This window comes from Chromohalobacter canadensis, from assembly GCF_029544075.1.
Classification (GTDB): domain Bacteria; phylum Pseudomonadota; class Gammaproteobacteria; order Pseudomonadales; family Halomonadaceae; genus Chromohalobacter; species Chromohalobacter canadensis_A.
Window position 1 is genome coordinate 1 of the sequence record NZ_JAJQJH010000012.1, and the last position, 18,103, is coordinate 18,103.

Below are 18,103 nucleotides of genomic sequence, written 5' to 3' on the forward strand. Positions count from 1 at the left end.
CGGGCTGGCGCACCAGCTCGCGACCCTAGTGTTACTTCAAAGGATTCAAACAAAATGGAGCGGGCAACGAGGCTCGAACTCGCGACCCTCAGCTTGGGAAGCTGATGCTCTACCAACTGAGCTATGCCCGCTCGACGCAGGGATGTTAATCAAGCCAGCCAGGGCTTGGCAAGCCTGACTGTGGCAGCGCTCGATAAAAATGCGCGAGGCGAGGGAACTTTTGCCTGTAATACGGTCTGAGTTAGTGCAAGAAACGTGATTCCAGGCAGTCGCTAGGAAATGCGTTTTGAGCTTACTGTTCTCGATTGACCGCCGTGCCTTTGCACGGCGGTTTTTTTATGGGTTGGCGTCGGCCTCAGCAGCGGTTGCGCATTACCAATAGGGCGGCGAGAACCTCGCGACGGGTCACCAGGCCGATGACGTGTCCGTCATCGACAACGGGATATACCTTGGGACGTTCGCCACGCATGGATTCGGCCAAGTCGACGATGCTCTTGTCGGGCGTCACCGTCAGTACCTCGTCTCGCATCAACTCGCCGACCAATGCGGGTTGGCCGCAGTGATAGGCGCTATCCAGCAACTGGCCCAACACATCCTGTTCCGAGATGAAGCCGATCAGGCGGTCTTGGGCATCGACGACGGGCGCACCGGGCAGTCGGTGGCGACCCAGACCATCGGCGAGCGCCGAGATCGAGGTGTTGGCGGTGACTCGATAACCATCGCCTATCATGATATCGCCGACGACGGCGGGGGATGAGCGCGACATGGCAGGCCTCCTGGGAACGACGGGCAGGATCGAAGAATAGCCCCTAGCCCTCTAGTCGAGGATAGCTCATTCTCACGTTAGCATTGTCGAGCGTGGCGGTTGTCTAAACGATCAAGAGGCGGTTACTTGAAAGTCGCTCTCATGCCTTCATCTTAAAGGAGTTACGCTATAGTGATGGCGTAGGATAATGACGTCGCGCTGAAGTAGCGCAAACCATTGGCACGAGACGTAATACACAGGGCTCGGCTCTTCGGGAGGCAACATGAACGCACGCGATTACTTGGCCAAGCAGGGCATCGGCCTCGATAAAGAAGAGGACAAGCCTACCACTCTCGAAGAGCAGGCTTGGGCACGCGCCCGGGGCGCGGCAAGCCATCGTCCGCGTAGTGGTACCCCGCATGACTGGGAAGATTGGGAGCGTCATCATGACACGTTGGCCTCCGGCGCCGACGAGGTGCGCCAGAAAATAGACCCCGATGCGCATTCGCATGCGCCGGGAGTCGAATATTGCGACCCTCGCGACAAGCAATAGCCAGGCTATCGAGGCGCCATACCAATGCGTATCATGCGAGGCGGTGAATACCACCTGTGGGGGCGCCCCACACTACTTTGAAAGACTCTGAAAGGAAGCATTCACAAGGAGAGGATGTATGGACATTATCCGCATAATTCTGGCTATTTTGCTGCCGCCCCTGGGGGTTTTCCTGCAGGTCGGTTTCGGTCTGCATTTCTGGCTCAACATTCTGCTGACGTTGTTGGGGTATATTCCCGGCATCATTCACGCCGTCTGGATCATCGCTACGCGTTGACAGATATGGTGCCACCGAGATGGTGGCCATGACTAAGTGCCATCTGAGCAACGAGCCCGCCTAAGCGGGCTCGCCTTGTTTTGGTAGGGCGCACTTTGGAGGGCTTAGTATGAGGTGGCTGGTTAAAAGATATGATAAAACTGAAGCCATCGTTGACGCCTTTCCTGAGGATTCCATGCTGCGCAAGATTGCCCTGGCATTATGCCTAGCCGTGATGAGCCCCGTAGCACTTGGGGTGAGTGTGGGAGCGCCGCAGATCACCTCTTATCTCAACCAGCCCTTGCGCGCCGAACTGACGCTGCCCGGTGCCGGCGATGTCGATCCCCAGCGACTCAAAGTGCGTTTGGCGGACGATGCTGCCTTTGAGGCGGCAGGGTTGGATAAAAGGGCGCTCGATATGCCGTTGAATGTCGACCTATCGAGTGAGACCACACCGCCACGCGTCACGATCAGCAGTCAGGCGCCGGTGGGGCGCGCGTATCTCGAATTATTGCTGGAGGTATCATGGCCACAAGGGCGTATCCAGCAGCCGGTGACATTGCTGTTTGATCCGCCTGGTTACGCCCTGGCGAGTTCTTCCACTGGGTCGCAGACAGCGCAAGGCACGTCGACGCGGCAAGCTAATGCATCGCCGTCTTCTCCCGCGACCTCTCAGTCCCAGCCTGAGACACCGCAGGGCGTTGTCGGGACCGTTCGCGAGAGTGCCGAGCCCTCGATTCCTGCATCGGCCGACACTTCATCGGTGCAGCGCGCAGGGGAGGCCAATGCTCGACGTGCAGGCGAGCTGGAGGCGGCACTGCAAGCCCTGCGCTTACGCGTGGCCTACGTCGAGCAGGAACGTGATGCATTGGCCGAGCGTCTCGAAGCGCTCTCGGCACTACCGCCGGTCAACGTGACCGGTGTGGCGGCCTTGCTGGCACAGACGGCGCCCGATACTTCGTCGGCAGCGTCCGGCGAGCGGGCGGCATCGTCCGGCGAAGAGGCGCCGCCGAGCACTGCCAAGGGTGATGACGCATCGTCATCCTGGCTGGGACCATGGCAGGTAGGATTGTTGATCGTGCTTGCAGCACTGCTGGCGCTCTGGGGGTGGCAACGTTGGCGTACCGGGCGTGAAGCGACCTACCAGGATATGACAGCGCGGTTGGGGGCGACGCAGTCCTCCGCTAAGGCTCGCCCGATCCTCAGCGACGATGATGTACCCGAGACGGCCACCATCGACGAGGCCGATATTTATATCGCCTATGGACGTTATACCCAAGCGCGCGACTGGCTGCAGGCGCGACTGGCTGCACAGGAAAATGCCGAGTTACGCCTCAAATTGCTGTCGGTGTTGGGCGAACTGGGCGAGCTCACCGCGTTGGAGCGGGAGGCTGAGTGTTTCGCGTCGGCAGTCAGTGATGAAACGCATCGTGAGGCCGAGGCCTTGGTGACGCATTATCGTCAAGTCGGCGCCACACAAGCCGCCAACGCGCCGCATGAGTCGGTGGCGTCTTCCCCCGAGGTGGACTCGCTGTTCGAAGGTGTCTCAGGGGCTGCTGACAATGCCAAGTCCGAGACGCCGTATGATGAGCCGGACGAGGGGGGCGTGACGCCGGCCGCACGCCCCGACGAGGAGGCAGCACCGCTCGAGTTCGACCCTCCCGAGGTGCCCGAAGCGCCTGCGCGTCTGGACTATCAATTGCCCGAGGTCGAGCCCTCGGCGGGGACTGAGCCGTACGCTGAGTCACGCGAGTCATCACATGATGTTGCGCGTTGGGAGGTGGAGGAAGTGGCGTTCGCCCCCTCGCATCTGGATAATGGGCGCGCCGCCGAGGCGCCAGCCGACGCGCTGGAAAAGGCGCGGGGCTTGCTGGCCGCCGAAGGCGAAACCACGCAGGTCAAGGCGTTGCTGCAAGTCGCTGCGCGAGCCGAGGATGATGGCGTCGCACGCGAAGCCAAGGCGCTGATGCGTGAATATGACAGCGTCTGAGTGCTATACGCAGACGTTTGCACGACATACCCAAGACTCAACGTGACGGATATCGATGGCCTTCTTCGAATTCCAGGATGACCACCAGCCGCTGGAAGGGCGCATTGCACTCGGTGTCGAGTACGATGGCAGTGCGTACTGTGGTTGGCAGCGCCTCACACAGGCGCCTTCGGTGCAGGCCGCGCTTGAAGCGGCGCTTTCGAAGATTGCCAATACGCCGGTGCAGGCGCTGTGCAGCGGACGTACCGATACCGGCGTACATGCCACCCGTCAGATCGTGCACTTCGATGCGCCGGTGCCCCGTACGCAAAAAGCCTGGCTGTTCGGCGCCAATGCCAAATTGCCGCGTGATATTGCAGTGCGCTGGGTGGTACCGGTCGCTGATGATTTTCATGCGCGGCTCTCGGCCTTGGCGCGGCGCTACCGTTACGTGATTCTCAATCAGCCATCGCGACCGGTGTTGGAGCGCGCCAATGCGACTTGGTGCCGTGAGCCGCTGGACGCCGAGCGCATGCATGCCGCCGCCCAGGCGTTGATCGGCGAGCAAGATTTTTCGAGTTTCCGCGCCGCTGGCTGCCAGTCGAAAAGCTCTCATCGTCATGTACACTTCATCGAAGTACGGCGTTATGGGCCGCTGATCGTCATCGACATTCAGGCCAACGCGTTTTTGCATCACATGATCCGCAATATCGCTGGCGCATTGGTGGCCGTCGGGCGCGGCGATCATCCGACGACCTATCCTGGCGAGCTGCTGTCGCTGCGTGATCGGACGCAGGGCAATGTCACGGCGCCGGGTTGCGGGCTGCACTTCGTCGATGTGTACTACGATGAGCGCTTCCAATTGCCACAAGAGCCGCTTGGCCCGAACTTGCTGGCATTTGTTGGAGAATGGAGCGGCGAGCGCACATTGCCGGATAGCGAGTGGGCGCGTGCGCGTCGCCAGCGCCGCGTCCATCCACCGCGTCGGGAGGTGTCGTCATGAAGACGCCGATGCAGCGAACTCGCGTCAAGATCTGCGGCCTGACGCGTGAGGAAGACATCCAGGCGGCCGTGGAGGCGGGTGCCGATGCGCTGGGCTTCGTGATGTGGCCGGGCAGCGCGCGGGCCATCGACGAAGCGCGCTTGGCGCGGCTATCGGCGTGCGTGCCGCCCTTCGTCACACGGGTGGGGCTGTTCGTCGACCAGCCGGAGGCCGAGATTCGGCGTTGCGCGCGGCATCTTGATTTGGTGCAGTTGCATGGCGACGAGACCGCCGAGGCGTGTGCGGCGTTGGATCTCCCCTGGATCAAAGCCTTGCGTATGCGCGACGGGCTCGACTTGCATGCCGAGGCCGCGCGTTATGCCGGTGCGCGCGGCCTGTTGCTAGATGCCTATCGTCCCGGAATACCGGGAGGAACGGGCGAGACCTTCGACTGGTCGCGAATCCCCGCAAACCTGGCAAAACCTGTTATTCTCGCAGGAGGCTTGACGGCAACCAATGTTGCCGAGGCCATCCAGCGGGTGCGGCCCTACGCCGTTGACGTCTCGGGAGGCGTCGAGGCGGACAAGGGCATCAAGGAACCCGCGAGCATCCGGGCGTTTCTGTCCCAAGTGTTCCATACCCAAGCCCCATAGAGGTGTCATTCGTGACCAAGTTCAGCGACCTGACCCGACTGCCGGACGCCCAAGGCCATTTCGGTCCTTACGGTGGCCGGTTCGTCTCGGAGACTCTGAGCTTCGCCCTGGAAGAGCTGGAGAAGGCTTACATGAGCCTTCGCGACGATGCCGATTTCCAGGCCGAATTCGACCGTGATCTGGCCCAGTACGTGGGCCGCCCGTCTCCGCTATACCACGCTGAACGATGGTCCGAGAAAATCGGTGGTGCGCAGATCTGGCTCAAGCGTGAAGATCTCAACCATACCGGTGCCCACAAGGTGAACAACACCATCGGCCAGGCGTTGCTTGCCAAGAAGAGCGGCAAGCCGCGTGTCATCGCCGAGACTGGTGCTGGCCAACATGGCGTGGCCACCGCTACCGTGGCTGCGCGGCTAGGTCTCAAGTGCGAGATCTACATGGGCGCCGAGGACGTCGAGCGTCAGAAGCTCAACGTCTACCGCATGCGTCTGCTGGGAGCCGAAGTGCATCCGGTCGAGTCCGGGTCGCGAACCCTCAAGGACGCCATGAATGAGGCGCTGCGCGACTGGGTAACCAATGTCGACGATACCTTCTATATCATCGGCACCGTGGCGGGGCCGCACCCCTATCCCGCCATGGTGCGCGATTTCACCGCGGTGATCGGTCGCGAGGCGCGCGAGCAGAGCCTGGTACAGATCGGTCGCCTGCCCGATGCCCTGGTGGCTTGCGTGGGGGGCGGGTCCAATGCCATCGGTCTTTTCTATCCATTCATCGAGGATGAAGAAGTGGCCATGGTGGGCGTTGAGGCCGGTGGTGACGGCATCGAAACCGGGCGTCATGCCGCACCATTGACTGCCAATGCGCCCAGCGGTGTGCTGCACGGCAATCGGACCTATCTGATGTCAGACGCGAGTGGCCAGGTGTCAGATACGCACTCGATCTCCGCGGGTCTCGACTACCCTGGCGTCGGCCCTGAGCATGCACTGTGGAAAGACGTCGGTCGCGTCAGCTACGTGGCTGCCAACGACGATGCGGTGCTCGAGGCGTTTCGCGAGTTGACCCGCATAGAGGGCATCATGCCCGCCCTGGAATCGGCTCATGCGTTGGCCCATGCCAAGGTGATGGCAGCCTCCATGCGTCCCGATCAGCACATCGTCGTCAATCTTTCCGGGCGCGGTGACAAGGACATTCACACGGTGGCCAAGCTCGACGGTCTGGAATTTTGAGCATGACTATGAATCGTATCGATCAACGTTTTGCGGCGCTCAAGGCCCAGTCACGCCGTGCCTTGATTCCGTATATCACCGCCGGTGACCCCGCGCCGCAGTATACCGTCGGCTTCATGCACGCTTGCGTTGAGGCAGGTGCCGATGTGTTGGAATTGGGCGTGCCGTTTTCTGATCCCATGGCCGATGGACCGGTAATCCAGAAAGCTTGCGAGCGCGCGCTCAAGCATGGAACGCGCTTGGCCGACGTGCTCGACATGGTCGCGTCGTTTCGCGAGACCGACCAGACAACGCCGGTGGTGTTGATGGGGTATCTCAACCCCGTCGAGCGCATGGGCTACGAGGCGTTTGTACGGCGGGCGCGGGATGCGGGCGTCGATGGCATACTGATGGTCGACATGCCGCCTGAAGAAGCGACTGCGGTAGCGCCCCTGTTCACCGAGCACGGTCTACAGTCGATATTCCTGCTGGCCCCTACCACCTCGCCCTCCCGGGCCGCTACAATATGTGCGCACGGCGAGGGTTATTTGTATTATGTATCACTCAAGGGTGTGACGGGCGCCGCATCGCTGGATGTCGAGGCCGTGGCGCGGCAGTTGGCGCCGCTACGCGAGATGACTGATCTGCCGTTATGTGTTGGCTTCGGCATTCGCGATGGCGAGACCGCTGCGGCAGTAGGCCGGGTAGCCGATGGTGTCATCGTCGGCAGTGCACTGGTGTCACGTATCGCCGAAAACGCTGAACGCCCCGAGGCCATACCGGCGGCGCTAAAGGCTGTGCTTAGCGATATGCGTGATGCCCTGGATCGCTGAGGTCGTCATGCGCGCCCCTATTATTCGCTGCATTGGGCCACGGACGTGGCTCGATGCGTCAGACAAGCAACACGGAAGCGTCTCAGAACCATGAGCTGGCTAGACAAAATTGTGCCGTCAATGAGCCGTACCCAGCGAACCGATCGCCGGAAAAGCGTGCCGGATGGCCTGTGGCGTAAGTGCCCCAATTGCGAGGCAGTGCTCTATCTTCCCGAGTTGGAGCGCCATCAGAGCGTGTGCCCCAAGTGCGATCATCATCTGCGCCTGACGGCACGCAAACGACTCAACTGGTTCCTGGATACGGAAGGTCGTGAGGAGATCGCTGCCGACCTGCAGCCTAGTGATCGGCTCAAGTTTCGCGACTCCAAGAAGTACAAGGATCGCTTGGCGGCGGCCCAGAAATCTACCGATGAAAACGATGCCTTGATCGCCATGCGCGGCAAGCTCGATGGTTTGCCAGTGGTCGCGGTGGCGTTCGAATTCAGCTTCATGGGCGGTTCCATGGGGGCTGTGGTGGGCGAGAAATTCGTGCGTGCCGCGACCCAGGCGATGGAGGAAGGTGTACCGCTGGTCTGTTTTGCCGCCTCCGGCGGTGCCCGCATGCAGGAAGCGCTTTTCTCGCTGATGCAAATGGCCAAGACATCCGCGGCCTTGGAAAAACTCAAGCAGGCAGGCGTGCCTTATATATCGGTGTTGACCGACCCTGTCTTCGGCGGGGTTTCCGCATCGTTGGCGATGCTGGGCGACCTTAATATCGCCGAGCCCAATGCCTTGATCGGGTTCGCTGGGCCGCGTGTCATCGAGCAGACCGTGCGCGAGCAATTGCCGGAAGGCTTCCAGCGCAGCGAGTTCTTGCTTGAGCACGGCACCGTGGACATGATCGTGCATCGTCATGATATGCGTGAGCGTCTGGGCGGTGTCATGCGCAAGCTGACGCATCAGTCGCGTCTCGGCCAGGAGAGTGAGGCTGACGAAGCGCCGACCCAGAGCACACTGGACGAGTTTTCCCAGGCCGATCACTGAATGGCTGACAAGACCACTCTGGAGGCTTGGCTGGCGCATCTCGAGCGCCAGCATCCCGTTGCCATCGACCTGGGGCTCGAACGGGTCACTGCGGTCGCCGCACGCCTAGGGCTCAACACCAGGGCGCTGGCGGGGCGTGTCGTCACCGTGGCCGGCACCAACGGCAAGGGCTCGACCGTGGCCATGCTCGATGCGCTGGCGCGCGAGCATGGCTGGAGTAGTGCTGCTTATACGTCACCGCACCTACAGCGTTACAACGAACGCCTGTGCTTCGATGGCCAAGAGGTCGATGATGCCGCTTTGGTCGAGGCCTTCGAGGCCGTGGAAGCGGCGCGCCTTGCGGATGAAGAGATCAGCCTGACCTATTTCGAAGTCGGCACTTTGGCAGCCTTGTGGTTGATTAAGCATCAGCAACCCGATATCGCGTTGCTCGAAGTAGGGCTGGGCGGACGATTGGACGCGGTCAACGTCATCGACTCGGACGTGTCTGTGGTTACCACCGTAGCTCAAGATCACGCAGCCTTTCTGGGCACTCATCTCGAGACCATCGGTCAGGAAAAAGCTGGCGTCATGCGTCCGAATCGCCCGGTGGTGCTGGGTAGTACCGCCTTGCCGTCGAGTGTGCGCCAGCATGCCGAGCGCCTGGCGGCGCCGGTCTTCGCACTTGGCGAACGTTTCGACTGGCAAGCCACAGCCGATGGCTGGCAGTGGCAGGGCGAAACCGCCACCGGCGAGGCCTTGACCCTGCGTTCGCTCCCCGACCCCTACCTGCCATTGGACAATGCTGCGACGGCATTGCAGGCACTGACGCTAGCCGGCATTTCCCTGGAGGGAGCGGCATGCCAGCGGGCTCTTGGCCGAGCCATACTGGCCGGGCGGCTGCAATGGCAGGGCCCTTGGTGTCTGGATGTCGGCCATAATCCGCATGCTGCCGCTTATGTCGCCACCTCCTTGGCGAAACGCCCGCCGCACGGGCGACGTCTTTGTCTTCTGGGCATGCTGGCGGACAAGGATGCCAAGGGTGTGATCGAGGCGCTGGCGCCTCAGATCGATGCCTGGGTGCCGGTATCGTTAAGCGGCGATCGCGCGCGCGATGCTGAGCAGTTGGCTGCCTTCCTGAAGGCGTGCGACGCTCAGGTGCTGCATTGCGCCGCGTCGCCGGACGCCGGCGTACGCTGGTTGCATACCAATATGGGCAATGGCGACGAGGTGCTGGTTTGCGGCTCGTTCTGGACCGTCGCCGAGGCTTTGACCACCCTGGAATCACTCGGGGTCGTGGCGAGCCCAAGGAGTGTGTCATGAAATATGGAATGCGTGAGCGCATCAGTGGCGCGATCATCCTTGTCGCGTTAGCAGTGATTTTCCTGCCCATGCTGCTCGATGAGCCGACTCCGAGGAGTGAGCGCCCCGAGCCGGTACTGACCATAGAACAACCGATTTCCGTGGATCAGCGCGATGTCGATTCTCCCGAGCCGCCTGCCAATCTCGAGGAAGGCACGGGCGATGACAGAGTTGTCGAGCCGGCGACGGGGGCTCAGCTTGGTCAACCCGACGTCGATGCTTCTTCACAGCCCGAGCCTTCACAGCCAGCAGCGTCCGATGATAGCGAGGCTTCCGGCGAAGCGGGGCCCGCGAACGATGACCCCATTGCTGCCATTGCAGCGCAGTCTTCCTCTTCGCAAGCTCAAGAAAAGGCTGGGGGCAACGAGGCATCTTCGACGTCTGATGCGCCCGCAGCACAAGACGGTTGGGCAGTTCAAGTAGGCAGCTTCGGGCAGCCGGACAATGCCACACGGCTCGTAGAAAAGCTCACGTCACAAGGGTTCGATGCTTATCAGCGTCCGCGCGACAATGATCTGACCACTGTATACGTCGGTCCGTTTGGGACCTCCGATGAAGGTGAGCGCGTGCGCACCGAACTCAAGGAAGACGCCAATATCCAGGGGCTCTTGATTCGCGCGCGGGAGGAGTGATGACGCTGACCTGGCTCGATTGGGCCTTTCTGACGGTATTGACCGTCTCCATGCTGGCCGGTTTCATGCGGGGGCTGGTGCGCGAAGCCTTGGGACTAGCGGCCTGGGTGGCAGCATTGTTGGGTGCGCGGATGTTCGCCCCAGCGGTAGCCGAAATGATGGCGCCCTATATCGATCATCCCGAGATTCGCCTGGTGCTGGGCTTCGTGCTGGTCATTTTCGTCATCGTTATGCTCTGCGGGTTTTTGATTCGCATGATCAACGCCGCGATCGAATGGGTCGGCATGGGTTTTTTCAACCGTGTCGCCGGCGCGACGTTCGGTGCTGCGCGAGGTGCCTTGATCCTGGTGCTGGCGACGGTCATCTTGACGTTGACGCCTCTGTCAGGGATTGCTGCATGGCAGAATGCGCAACTGCGCCCGGCCTTCGAGCAGTTGCGCGATTGGTCGGTGGACCGCCTGGAGGCGTGGGAAATCGACACCTCGGGTGCCGAACGTGCCTTGCGCGACACGGGCCGCGAGGCGGCCGAACAGGCTCTGGAAACGCCGCCCGAGGCACCTGCATCGAACGCACCAGCGGATACGACGGCGCCCTGAAGGCGCCTTTATGCATGACAGGCTTTAACCGCGAACGGCATTCATCGCATGCCGTTCGCTACTCTCAAGGCAAGCGAGGAAAGGCACAATGTGCGGTATCGTGGGCCTCATGGCCAACCAGGCGGTCAATCAGTCGCTGTATGACGCGCTGACAGTGCTCCAACACCGTGGCCAGGATGCCGCCGGGATGATGACATGGCATGAGGGACGCTTCCTGCTGCGCAAGAGCAATGGCCTGGTGCGTGATGTGTTTCATACGCGCCATATGACGCGTCTGCGCGGCAATATGGGGATCGGACATATTCGTTACCCGACTGCCGGCTCGTCGAGCGAAGCTGAATCGCAGCCGTTCTACGTCAACTCGCCTTACGGGATCTCGCTGGCGCACAATGGCAACCTGACCAATTCCGAACAGCTCAAGCGTGAGTTGTTCTTTTCCGATCTGCGCCACATCAATACCAGCTCCGATTCCGAAGTCCTGCTTAATGTGTTCGCGCACGAGCTGGGCAAGCAAGGGCACGACCTCTCGCCAGATGATATCTTCGATGCCGTACGCCGAGTACATCGTCGCTGTCAGGGCGGTTATGCTGCGGTTGCGTTCATCAATGGCTTTGGCATGGTCGCGTTCCGTGATCCGCACGGGATTCGCCCGGTGGTTTATGGTACCCGCGACAGCGACGATGGTCAGGACGTGATGATCGCCTCTGAGTCGGTGGCGCTGGATGTCGGCGGCTTCGAGCTGTGTCGCGATCTGGCGCCCGGTGAGGCGATCTTCATCGAGACCGAAGGCAATCGGGTGCATACCCAGCAGTGTGCCGACCGCCCACAGTTGACGCCGTGCATCTTTGAGCATGTCTATCTGGCGCGTCCCGATTCGATCCTCGATGGCGCCTATGTCTACGGCACGCGCATGGAGATGGGGCGCAAGCTGGGCGATCGTATCCAGCGTGACTGGCCGGAGCATGACATCGACGTAGTGATTCCGATTCCCGATACCTCGCGGACCTCGGCATTGGAAATGGCGCAGCATCTGGGCGTGACTTACCGCGAAGGCTTCATGAAGAATCGCTATATCGGGCGGACCTTCATCATGCCCGGGCAAACGCAGCGCAAGAAATCGGTACGGCAGAAGCTCAATGCCATCGATGTCGAGTTCGCCGGCAAGAACGTACTGCTGGTCGACGATTCCATCGTGCGCGGTACCACGTGTAAGCAGATCATCCAGATGGCTCGCGAGGCTGGGGCGCGCAAGGTCTATTTCGCCTCCGCCGCGCCGCCGGTTCGCTATCCCAACGTATACGGCATCGATATGCCGGTGGCATCGGAATTGATCGCGCATGGGCGTAGCGAAGAGGAAGTCGGGGAGCTCATAGGCGCTGATCGCATCATTTATCAAAAACTCGAGGACCTCAAGGCGGCCTGTCGAGACGTCAATCCCTCGCTTGAGGAGTTCGACTGCTCGGTTTTCGATGGCGAGTATGTGACCGGCGATATCGATGCTGCCTATCTGGCCGACCTCGAGGCCGCGCGTAGCGATATGGCCAAGCGCCAGGAGAACTCAGTGCACGCTGTGGTCGATTTGCATAACGATGTCGAAGAAGAAGACTGAGGAGGTGAGGTATGCATGACGATCATGACGACACCTTCGCGCTCGACACGCTAGCGATCCGTGCCGGCCACGACCGTACGCACGAACAGGAACATGGCGAGCCGATTTTCCCCACGTCGAGCTTCGTCTATGGCAGTGCCGCTGAGGCGGCACGCAAGTTCTCCGGCGAAGAGCCGGGTAACATCTATTCGCGTTTCACCAATCCCACGGTGCGCACCTTCGAGCAACGCCTGGCGGCGCTCGAGGGGGGCGAGCAGTGCGTGGCTACCAGCTCGGGCATGGCGGCGATCCTCGCCACGGCGCTGGCGTTCCTGCAAGCCGGTGACGAAATCGTCGCCTCGCGTTCGTTGTTCGGTTCCACGGTCAGCCTGTTCGACAAGTATCTTGGTAAGCTAGGCATCGTGACCCGCTACGTGGAACTGGGCGATTTGGACGCCTGGCAGGCCGCGATCACTCCGAAGACGCGCTTGCTGTTCGCCGAGACACCCTCCAACCCGCTTTCCGAGGTGGTGGATATCGCAGCCTTGGCTGATTTGGCGCATCGCCATGACGCTTGGCTCGCCATCGACAACTGCTTTTTGACCCCAGCGTTGCAGCGTCCCCTCGACTTGGGCGCCGATCTGGTGATTCATTCGGCGACCAAATATCTGGACGGCCAGGGGCGTGCCATCGGCGGCGCCATAGTGGGGCCCGAGGAGATGCTCAAGGAGCTGGTGGGCGTCGTACGCACCTGTGGTCCCTGCATGAGCCCCTTCAATGCGTGGATCTTCCTCAAGGGGTTGGAAACGCTGGGACTGCGCATGAAGGCGCATTGCGAGAATACTCTGGCCCTGGCGCAGTGGCTGGAGGCGCAGCCGGAAATCGCCCGGGTGCATTACAGTGGCCTGGAAAGCCATCCACAGCATACGCTGGCCAAGCAGCAGCAACACGGCTTTGGCGCCGTGCTGGGCGTGGAGGTGAAGGGCGGTCGCGACGGCGCCTGGGCGCTGATCGATCATTCACGCCTGATGTCGATCACCGGCAACTTAGGGGATGTGAAAACCACCGTCACGCACCCGGCGACGACGACGCATGCGCGCTTGAGCGACGAGCAGAAGGCTGCCGCGGGGATCAGTGAAGGCTTGGTGCGCATCGCCGTGGGGTTGGAAGCGCTGGATGATCTCAAGCGCGATATCCGTCGCGGACTCGACACGCTTGGTTGAGTCGTATCCCAGCCTGTCGGTGCGCTCGGTATGTCGTTCGAATGACGCCTCGCCCCTCCAGGGGGCGAGGCGTTTTTTCATGGGGCGTTCTTCATGGAGAACGGTCGGGTTCCAGGCTATCGACGATGTGCCGGTAGCTATTGAACCGTGAGGCGAGAATGTCGCCGCGTTCCACGGCCTCACGCAAGGCGCATCCCGGTTCCTGGCGGTGGTGACAATCGCGGAACTTGCAAAGGCCGAGATACGGTTGGAATTCGATGAAGCCGCGCGCTACCTCGTGCTCCTCGAGATGGCCCAGGCCGAATTCGCGAATGCCCGGCGAGTCGATCAGTTCACCGCCCGCCGGCAGGTGGTAGAGCGTGGCCGTGGTGGTGGTGTGCGTGCCCTTGCGCGAGTCCACCGAGAGCGCGCCGACCCGCAGTTGCCTATCGGGCAGCAGGCGGTCGATCAAGGATGACTTGCCAACCCCGCTCTGGCCCACGAACACCGAAGTACGCTCGGTAAGGCCGGCATGCAGGGCATCGAGCCCGTTTTCGCGCTGGGTAGAGGCGCTGACCACGTGGTATCCCAGCTCGCGATAGCGCGCCAGTAAAGTACGCAACTCACCGCCCTCGTCGGGTAGTAGGTCGGTCTTGTTGAGCACCAGCACGGGCGTGATGCCGGTCGCCTCGGCGGCGACGAGATAGCGGTCGATGAGATTGGGGTGGGGCGCGGGCTCCACGGCGAACACGATCAGAATCTGTGCGATGTTGGCGGCCACGGGCTTGAGCTGGCCGCGCGCGTCGGGACGTTCGAGCACACTGCGGCGCGGCTGGCGCGCCACGACCACACCACTGCCGTCGCTCGCCGTACGCCATACCACGTCGTCGCCGGTGACCAGGCCCTCGAGATTGGCGCGCAGATGGCAACGGTGGCGTTGGAGGTCGCCGTGTTCATCCTCGGCCTCCACCTCCAGAGTGCGTCCGAAATGCGCGGTGACACGTCCAAGACGTTCGGGGCCGTAATCACCGGCCTCGAGCGCCGTATCGTCGCGCTGGGTGCGGCGTTCGGCACGTTCGGCGCGCTGGGCTTGAATCTTTTCGACCCGCCAACGTTGCTGGCGGCTGAGTTTGCGTTTGCTCATGCGCTCTCGGGACAGGGTACAATGGCCGCCATTGTAGCGTTCATTGCGCCATGCTGTCCCTAGGCCTGTACCTAGACAATGGCGCCCCGATGGAGACCCCCATGGCAAGTGACACTCCGCAAGCCCCGCGTAACGACCTGCTGATCTGGATCGACCTGGAAATGACCGGGCTCGATCCCACCCGCGAGCGCATCATCGAGGTCGCGACTTTGATCACCGATGGCGACCTGAATCTTATTGCCGAAGGGCCGGTGCTGGCGGTGCATCAGCCGGATGCGTTACTCGAGGCGATGGACGAGTGGAATACCCGTACGCATGGTGCCTCGGGGCTGACGCAACGCGTCCGCGAGAGTCGCATCGATACCGCCGAAGCCGAGCGCCAGACGCTGGCCTTTCTCAAAACATATGTGACGCCGAACAGCTCGCCGATGTGCGGCAACAGCGTGCATCAGGATCGTCGTTTCATGGTGCGGGAAATGCCCGAACTGGCCGAATTCTTTCACTATCGCAATCTCGATGTCTCGACGCTCAAGGAACTGGCCAAGCGCTGGAACCCACAGGCTCTGGCGGGCTTCGAGAAGCGCAATACGCACCAGGCGTTGGACGACATTCGCGAGTCGCTGGCCGAGCTGGTGCATTATCGCAAGACATTTCTGCGCGTCTAGGCGGCCTGGGGCGGCTAAAGGCCTAGGCGCTGACATGACTGACGATCAACTGCTCACGTTTGTGGCGTTGTTGCTCGAGCCCCCAGCGCACGTGTTCGCGGACTAGGTCCGAGGGGTAGGCCAGGCGCGCACGTAAGGCGCCTTCGACGCGTTCGCTCCAAGGCGCATTGCCCAGGCCGATGGCCAGGTTGCGCAGCCAGCGCTCGTAACCGATGCGACGAATCGCGCTGCCTTCGGTGCGCATCAGGAACTCTTCCTCGCTCCAGGCGAACAGGCGGATGAGCGAGGCGCGGTCGAGGTCGTGGCGCGGCGCGAAATCTTCTTCCTGCGACGCACGCGTGAAGCGGGTAAAAGGACACACCAGTTGGCAATCGTCGCAGCCGTATACCCGGTTACCCATCGCCTTGCGATATTCTTCGGGGATCGAACCGGCGAGTTCGATGGTCAGATACGAAATGCAGCGCCGCGAGTCGATGACCTTATCGTCGACAATGGCACCTGTCGGACAAGCCGTCTGACAGCTCGAGCACTTACCGCAATGCTCGCTCTCGAAGGGCGCGTCCACCGGTAGCGGCAGATCGGTGTAAAGTTCGCCGAGAAAGAACAGCGAACCGGCCTGGGGATTGAGCAGCATGGCATTCTTGCCGAACCAGCCGAGGCCGGCTTTCTGCGCCAGGGCACGCTCCATGACGGGGGCTGAGTCGACGAAGGCACGGTAGCCGTAAGCGCCGACTTCGTCCTCGATGCGCTTGGCCAGGGTGGCAAGGCGCTTGCGGATTAGCTTGTGGTAATCGCGCCCCAGTGCATAGCGCGAAACATAGGCGCGCTCGGGTTGTCCGAGCACCTTGGTGGTTTCCACCTCGGGGGGCAGGTAATCCATGCGCACACTGATGACGCGCAAGGTACCGGGTATGAGTTCCTCGGGTCGCGTGCGCTTGTGGCCATGTTTGGCCATGAAGTGCATTTCGCCGTGGTAGCCGGCCGCGAGCCAGCGCTCGAGATAGCGCTCATGCGCTTCGAGATCGGTGTCGGTGATGCCAACCTGCTGGAAGCCGAGTTCGCGTCCCCACGTATGGATGCGATCGGCCAGCGAGGCGTAATCGATGGGCGAGGATGAGGACATGACGAGACCCCCGTGAAGCGAGGGCGCCACCCTAGCGCAATCGTCACGTGGAATAAATGCTTATCGTCGGCGAGCAGGAGAAAGGAGACAGTCATGACAACGACATGCAGAGTGCCGCATCCCTTGTATGGTGCTGATCAGGTCCAGGCGCTGGATCGGCGACTCATGGCTGAGGGAATGGCAGGGTTCGAATTGATGCAGCGCGCCGCGCAGGCGGCCTATAAGGCCCTTCGCTCGCGCTGGCCGGAAGCGCATCGTTTGAGCATCTTGTGTGGCGGTGGCAATAACGCCGGCGATGGCTATGTGATGGCGGCATTGGCGGCGGGCGATGGCCTCGATGTGCAGCTTGTCGCTTTGCGCGACCCCGCGACGCTGAGCGGCGACGCGGCGCGGGCTTACGAAATGGCCTGGCAGGCGGGGCTGGATGTAATCGAATGGCGACCCGAGACGGTGATCAACGGCGATGTTGTGATCGACGCGCTGTTGGGCACCGGCGCGACGGGGGAGGTGCGCGAACCACTGCGTAGTGCCATCGAGACGCTCAATGCGACGCCGCGTCCGGTGCTGGCGGTGGATGTGCCTTCGGGGCTTTCGGCACAGACTGGGAGTATCGGCGGTGTGGCAGTAAAAGCCAGCCTGACCGTCACTTTCATCGTCGATAAATTTGGCTTGCATACCGGCGCTAGTGCGGATCATGTCGGCGAGCTGCGTGTCGAAACGCTTGGAGTGACACCTCATGGACATGATGATCTCGTGCCACTGGGCGAGCTGCAGGCGGCCGACATGCTGCAACAGGCCTTCCCTCCTCGGTCACGGGGGAGCCACAAGGATGACTTCGGGCATGTGTTAGTGATCGGCGGTGCTCCCGGTTTCGGAGGCGCGGCGTTGATGGCCAGCGAGGCCGCGCTGCGTAGCGGAGCGGGAAAGGTCAGTTTGGCTATTGATGCCGCGCATGTGTCGGCAAGCTTGGTGCGCAGCCCGGAGGTCATGGCGCGCGGAGTGGGAAAGGCCGAGGATCTCCTCGCGCTGTTCGATCAAGCCAATGCCCTGGTGGTCGGCCCGGGGCTTGGACGTCAGGCCTGGGGGCACGCCCTGTGGCAAGCGGCGCTCGCCGCAGGGTTGCCCAGCGTTCTCGACGCCGATGCGCTCAACTGGCTGTCCGAAGAAGCGACCAACCGCCGTGATGACTGGGTGCTGACCCCGCATCCCGGTGAAGCCGCGCGTTTGCTGCGTGTGTCCGGCGCCGAGATTCAGGCCGACCGGCGCGCGGCGGCACTGGCGTTGCATGAGCGCTATGGGGGCAGTGTGGTGCTCAAGGGGGCGGGTACCCTGGTCGCCGACACGAACGGCGTCACCGTGTGTCCGTACGGCAATCCCGGCATGGCGAGCGGCGGGATGGGGGATGTGCTCTCCGGGATCGTCGGGGCGTTGTTGGCACAGGGCCAAACGCCGGGCGAAGCAGCGCGGCATGGTGTTCTGCTGCATGCCTTGGCCGGTGATGCGGCGGCGCAAGATGGGGGCGAGCGTGGTCTGGTAGCCACGGATCTGGCATCCTATGTGCGCGCGATTGGCAACCCACGTCCCCTTTGATGC

General features: G+C 61.9%; 18 protein-coding genes and 1 tRNA gene. 15 read left to right on the top strand and 4 right to left on the bottom strand.

Going from position 1 to position 18,103, the window contains the following annotated elements:
* Positions 1-55: 55 nt before the first annotated feature.
* A tRNA-Gly gene (locus LUN51_RS13420) sits at positions 56-131 on the bottom strand.
* Positions 132-355: 224 nt separating this feature from the next.
* Entirely contained in the window at positions 356-766 is a 411-nt protein-coding gene (locus LUN51_RS13425; RefSeq protein ID WP_277811670.1) for a CBS domain-containing protein, read from the bottom strand.
* Between the two features lie 262 nt (positions 767-1,028).
* On the opposite strand from LUN51_RS13425, the gene LUN51_RS13430 reads away from it, so the two are divergent.
* The 13 genes from LUN51_RS13430 (at position 1,029) to LUN51_RS13490 (ending at position 13,599) form a co-directional block, all read left to right on the top strand.
* Entirely contained in the window at positions 1,029-1,298 is a 270-nt protein-coding gene (locus LUN51_RS13430) for a hypothetical protein (protein ID WP_277811671.1), read from the top strand.
* Between the two features lie 118 nt (positions 1,299-1,416).
* Positions 1,417-1,575: a YqaE/Pmp3 family membrane protein gene (locus LUN51_RS13435; protein WP_040244018.1), complete on the top strand. Its 159-nt coding sequence runs from the start codon at positions 1,417-1,419 to the stop codon at positions 1,573-1,575.
* Positions 1,576-1,750: 175 nt separating this feature from the next.
* Entirely contained in the window at positions 1,751-3,544 is a 1,794-nt protein-coding gene (locus LUN51_RS13440; RefSeq protein ID WP_277811672.1) for a type IV pilus assembly protein FimV, read from the top strand.
* 55 nt (positions 3,545-3,599) lie between these two features.
* The gene (gene truA, locus LUN51_RS13445; RefSeq protein ID WP_277811673.1) at positions 3,600-4,526 is read left to right on the top strand and encodes a tRNA pseudouridine(38-40) synthase TruA; all 927 of its coding nucleotides are present in this window, start codon (positions 3,600-3,602) and stop codon (positions 4,524-4,526) included.
* A complete protein-coding gene (locus LUN51_RS13450; RefSeq protein ID WP_277811674.1) occupies positions 4,523-5,158 on the top strand; it encodes a phosphoribosylanthranilate isomerase in 636 nt (211 codons plus the stop codon). The genes truA and LUN51_RS13450 overlap by 4 nt, the downstream gene beginning before the upstream one ends.
* Before the next feature lie 11 nt (positions 5,159-5,169).
* The gene (gene trpB / locus LUN51_RS13455; RefSeq protein ID WP_277811675.1) at positions 5,170-6,384 is read left to right on the top strand and encodes a tryptophan synthase subunit beta; all 1,215 of its coding nucleotides are present in this window, start codon (positions 5,170-5,172) and stop codon (positions 6,382-6,384) included.
* Between the two features lie 8 nt (positions 6,385-6,392).
* Positions 6,393-7,196 (top strand): tryptophan synthase subunit alpha, encoded by an 804-nt coding sequence (gene trpA, locus LUN51_RS13460; RefSeq protein WP_277811723.1) that lies wholly within the window; start codon positions 6,393-6,395, stop codon positions 7,194-7,196.
* A gap of 90 nt (positions 7,197-7,286) precedes the next feature.
* Positions 7,287-8,219: an acetyl-CoA carboxylase, carboxyltransferase subunit beta gene (gene accD / locus LUN51_RS13465; protein ID WP_277811676.1), complete on the top strand. Its 933-nt coding sequence runs from the start codon at positions 7,287-7,289 to the stop codon at positions 8,217-8,219.
* Positions 8,220-9,521 carry a bifunctional tetrahydrofolate synthase/dihydrofolate synthase gene (gene folC / locus LUN51_RS13470; RefSeq protein WP_277811677.1) on the top strand — a complete coding sequence of 434 codons (1,302 nt, stop codon included), beginning with the start codon at positions 8,220-8,222 and terminating at the stop codon, positions 9,519-9,521.
* A complete protein-coding gene (locus LUN51_RS13475) occupies positions 9,518-10,192 on the top strand; it encodes an SPOR domain-containing protein (protein WP_277811678.1) in 675 nt (224 codons plus the stop codon). The genes folC and LUN51_RS13475 overlap by 4 nt, the downstream gene beginning before the upstream one ends.
* The gene (locus LUN51_RS13480; RefSeq protein ID WP_277811679.1) at positions 10,192-10,788 is read left to right on the top strand and encodes a CvpA family protein; all 597 of its coding nucleotides are present in this window, start codon (positions 10,192-10,194) and stop codon (positions 10,786-10,788) included. Before LUN51_RS13475 ends, LUN51_RS13480 begins: the two co-directional genes overlap by 1 nt.
* A gap of 88 nt (positions 10,789-10,876) precedes the next feature.
* Positions 10,877-12,397 carry an amidophosphoribosyltransferase gene (purF, locus tag LUN51_RS13485; RefSeq protein ID WP_040244006.1) on the top strand — a complete coding sequence of 507 codons (1,521 nt, stop codon included), beginning with the start codon at positions 10,877-10,879 and terminating at the stop codon, positions 12,395-12,397.
* 11 nt (positions 12,398-12,408) lie between these two features.
* Entirely contained in the window at positions 12,409-13,599 is a 1,191-nt protein-coding gene (locus tag LUN51_RS13490; RefSeq protein WP_277811680.1) for an O-succinylhomoserine sulfhydrylase, read from the top strand.
* Between the two features lie 91 nt (positions 13,600-13,690).
* On the opposite strand, the gene rsgA is transcribed toward LUN51_RS13490, so the two are convergent.
* Positions 13,691-14,722 carry a small ribosomal subunit biogenesis GTPase RsgA gene (rsgA, locus tag LUN51_RS13495; RefSeq protein WP_040244003.1) on the bottom strand — a complete coding sequence of 344 codons (1,032 nt, stop codon included), beginning with the start codon at positions 14,720-14,722 and terminating at the stop codon, positions 13,691-13,693.
* A gap of 101 nt (positions 14,723-14,823) precedes the next feature.
* On the opposite strand from rsgA, the gene orn reads away from it, so the two are divergent.
* Positions 14,824-15,387, top strand: a complete 564-nt coding sequence (gene orn, locus LUN51_RS13500) for an oligoribonuclease (protein WP_277811681.1) — start codon at positions 14,824-14,826, stop codon at positions 15,385-15,387.
* A gap of 22 nt (positions 15,388-15,409) precedes the next feature.
* Here the strand turns inward: orn and queG are convergent, their stop codons facing one another.
* On the bottom strand, positions 15,410-16,510 hold the full coding sequence (queG, locus tag LUN51_RS13505) for a tRNA epoxyqueuosine(34) reductase QueG (protein ID WP_246939427.1): 1,101 nt from the start codon (positions 16,508-16,510) through the stop codon (positions 15,410-15,412).
* Positions 16,511-16,603: 93 nt separating this feature from the next.
* Here queG and LUN51_RS13510 point away from each other — a divergent pair, with 93 nt between their 5' ends.
* A complete protein-coding gene (locus LUN51_RS13510) occupies positions 16,604-18,100 on the top strand; it encodes an NAD(P)H-hydrate dehydratase (RefSeq protein ID WP_277811682.1) in 1,497 nt (498 codons plus the stop codon).
* Positions 18,101-18,103 lie beyond the last annotated feature (3 nt).

Excerpts from the sequence above, each read along its gene's own strand:
- LUN51_RS13425 (WP_277811670.1), bottom strand. The coding sequence starts at position 766 with ATGTCGCGCTCATCCCCCGCCGTCGTCGGCGATATCATGATAGGCGAT.
- LUN51_RS13430 (WP_277811671.1), top strand. The coding sequence starts at position 1,029 with ATGAACGCACGCGATTACTTGGCCAAGCAGGGCATCGGCCTCGATAAA.
- LUN51_RS13435 (WP_040244018.1), top strand. The coding sequence starts at position 1,417 with ATGGACATTATCCGCATAATTCTGGCTATTTTGCTGCCGCCCCTGGGG.
- LUN51_RS13440 (WP_277811672.1), top strand. The coding sequence starts at position 1,751 with ATGCTGCGCAAGATTGCCCTGGCATTATGCCTAGCCGTGATGAGCCCC.
- truA (WP_277811673.1), top strand. The coding sequence starts at position 3,600 with ATGGCCTTCTTCGAATTCCAGGATGACCACCAGCCGCTGGAAGGGCGC.
- LUN51_RS13450 (WP_277811674.1), top strand. The coding sequence starts at position 4,523 with ATGAAGACGCCGATGCAGCGAACTCGCGTCAAGATCTGCGGCCTGACG.
- trpA (WP_277811723.1), top strand. The coding sequence starts at position 6,393 with ATGAATCGTATCGATCAACGTTTTGCGGCGCTCAAGGCCCAGTCACGC.
- accD (WP_277811676.1), top strand. The coding sequence starts at position 7,287 with ATGAGCTGGCTAGACAAAATTGTGCCGTCAATGAGCCGTACCCAGCGA.
- folC (WP_277811677.1), top strand. The coding sequence starts at position 8,220 with ATGGCTGACAAGACCACTCTGGAGGCTTGGCTGGCGCATCTCGAGCGC.
- LUN51_RS13475 (WP_277811678.1), top strand. The coding sequence starts at position 9,518 with ATGAAATATGGAATGCGTGAGCGCATCAGTGGCGCGATCATCCTTGTC.
- LUN51_RS13480 (WP_277811679.1), top strand. The coding sequence starts at position 10,192 with ATGACGCTGACCTGGCTCGATTGGGCCTTTCTGACGGTATTGACCGTC.
- purF (WP_040244006.1), top strand. The coding sequence starts at position 10,877 with ATGTGCGGTATCGTGGGCCTCATGGCCAACCAGGCGGTCAATCAGTCG.
- LUN51_RS13490 (WP_277811680.1), top strand. The coding sequence starts at position 12,409 with ATGCATGACGATCATGACGACACCTTCGCGCTCGACACGCTAGCGATC.
- rsgA (WP_040244003.1), bottom strand. The coding sequence starts at position 14,722 with ATGAGCAAACGCAAACTCAGCCGCCAGCAACGTTGGCGGGTCGAAAAG.
- orn (WP_277811681.1), top strand. The coding sequence starts at position 14,824 with ATGGCAAGTGACACTCCGCAAGCCCCGCGTAACGACCTGCTGATCTGG.
- queG (WP_246939427.1), bottom strand. The coding sequence starts at position 16,510 with ATGTCCTCATCCTCGCCCATCGATTACGCCTCGCTGGCCGATCGCATC.
- LUN51_RS13510 (WP_277811682.1), top strand. The coding sequence starts at position 16,604 with ATGACAACGACATGCAGAGTGCCGCATCCCTTGTATGGTGCTGATCAG.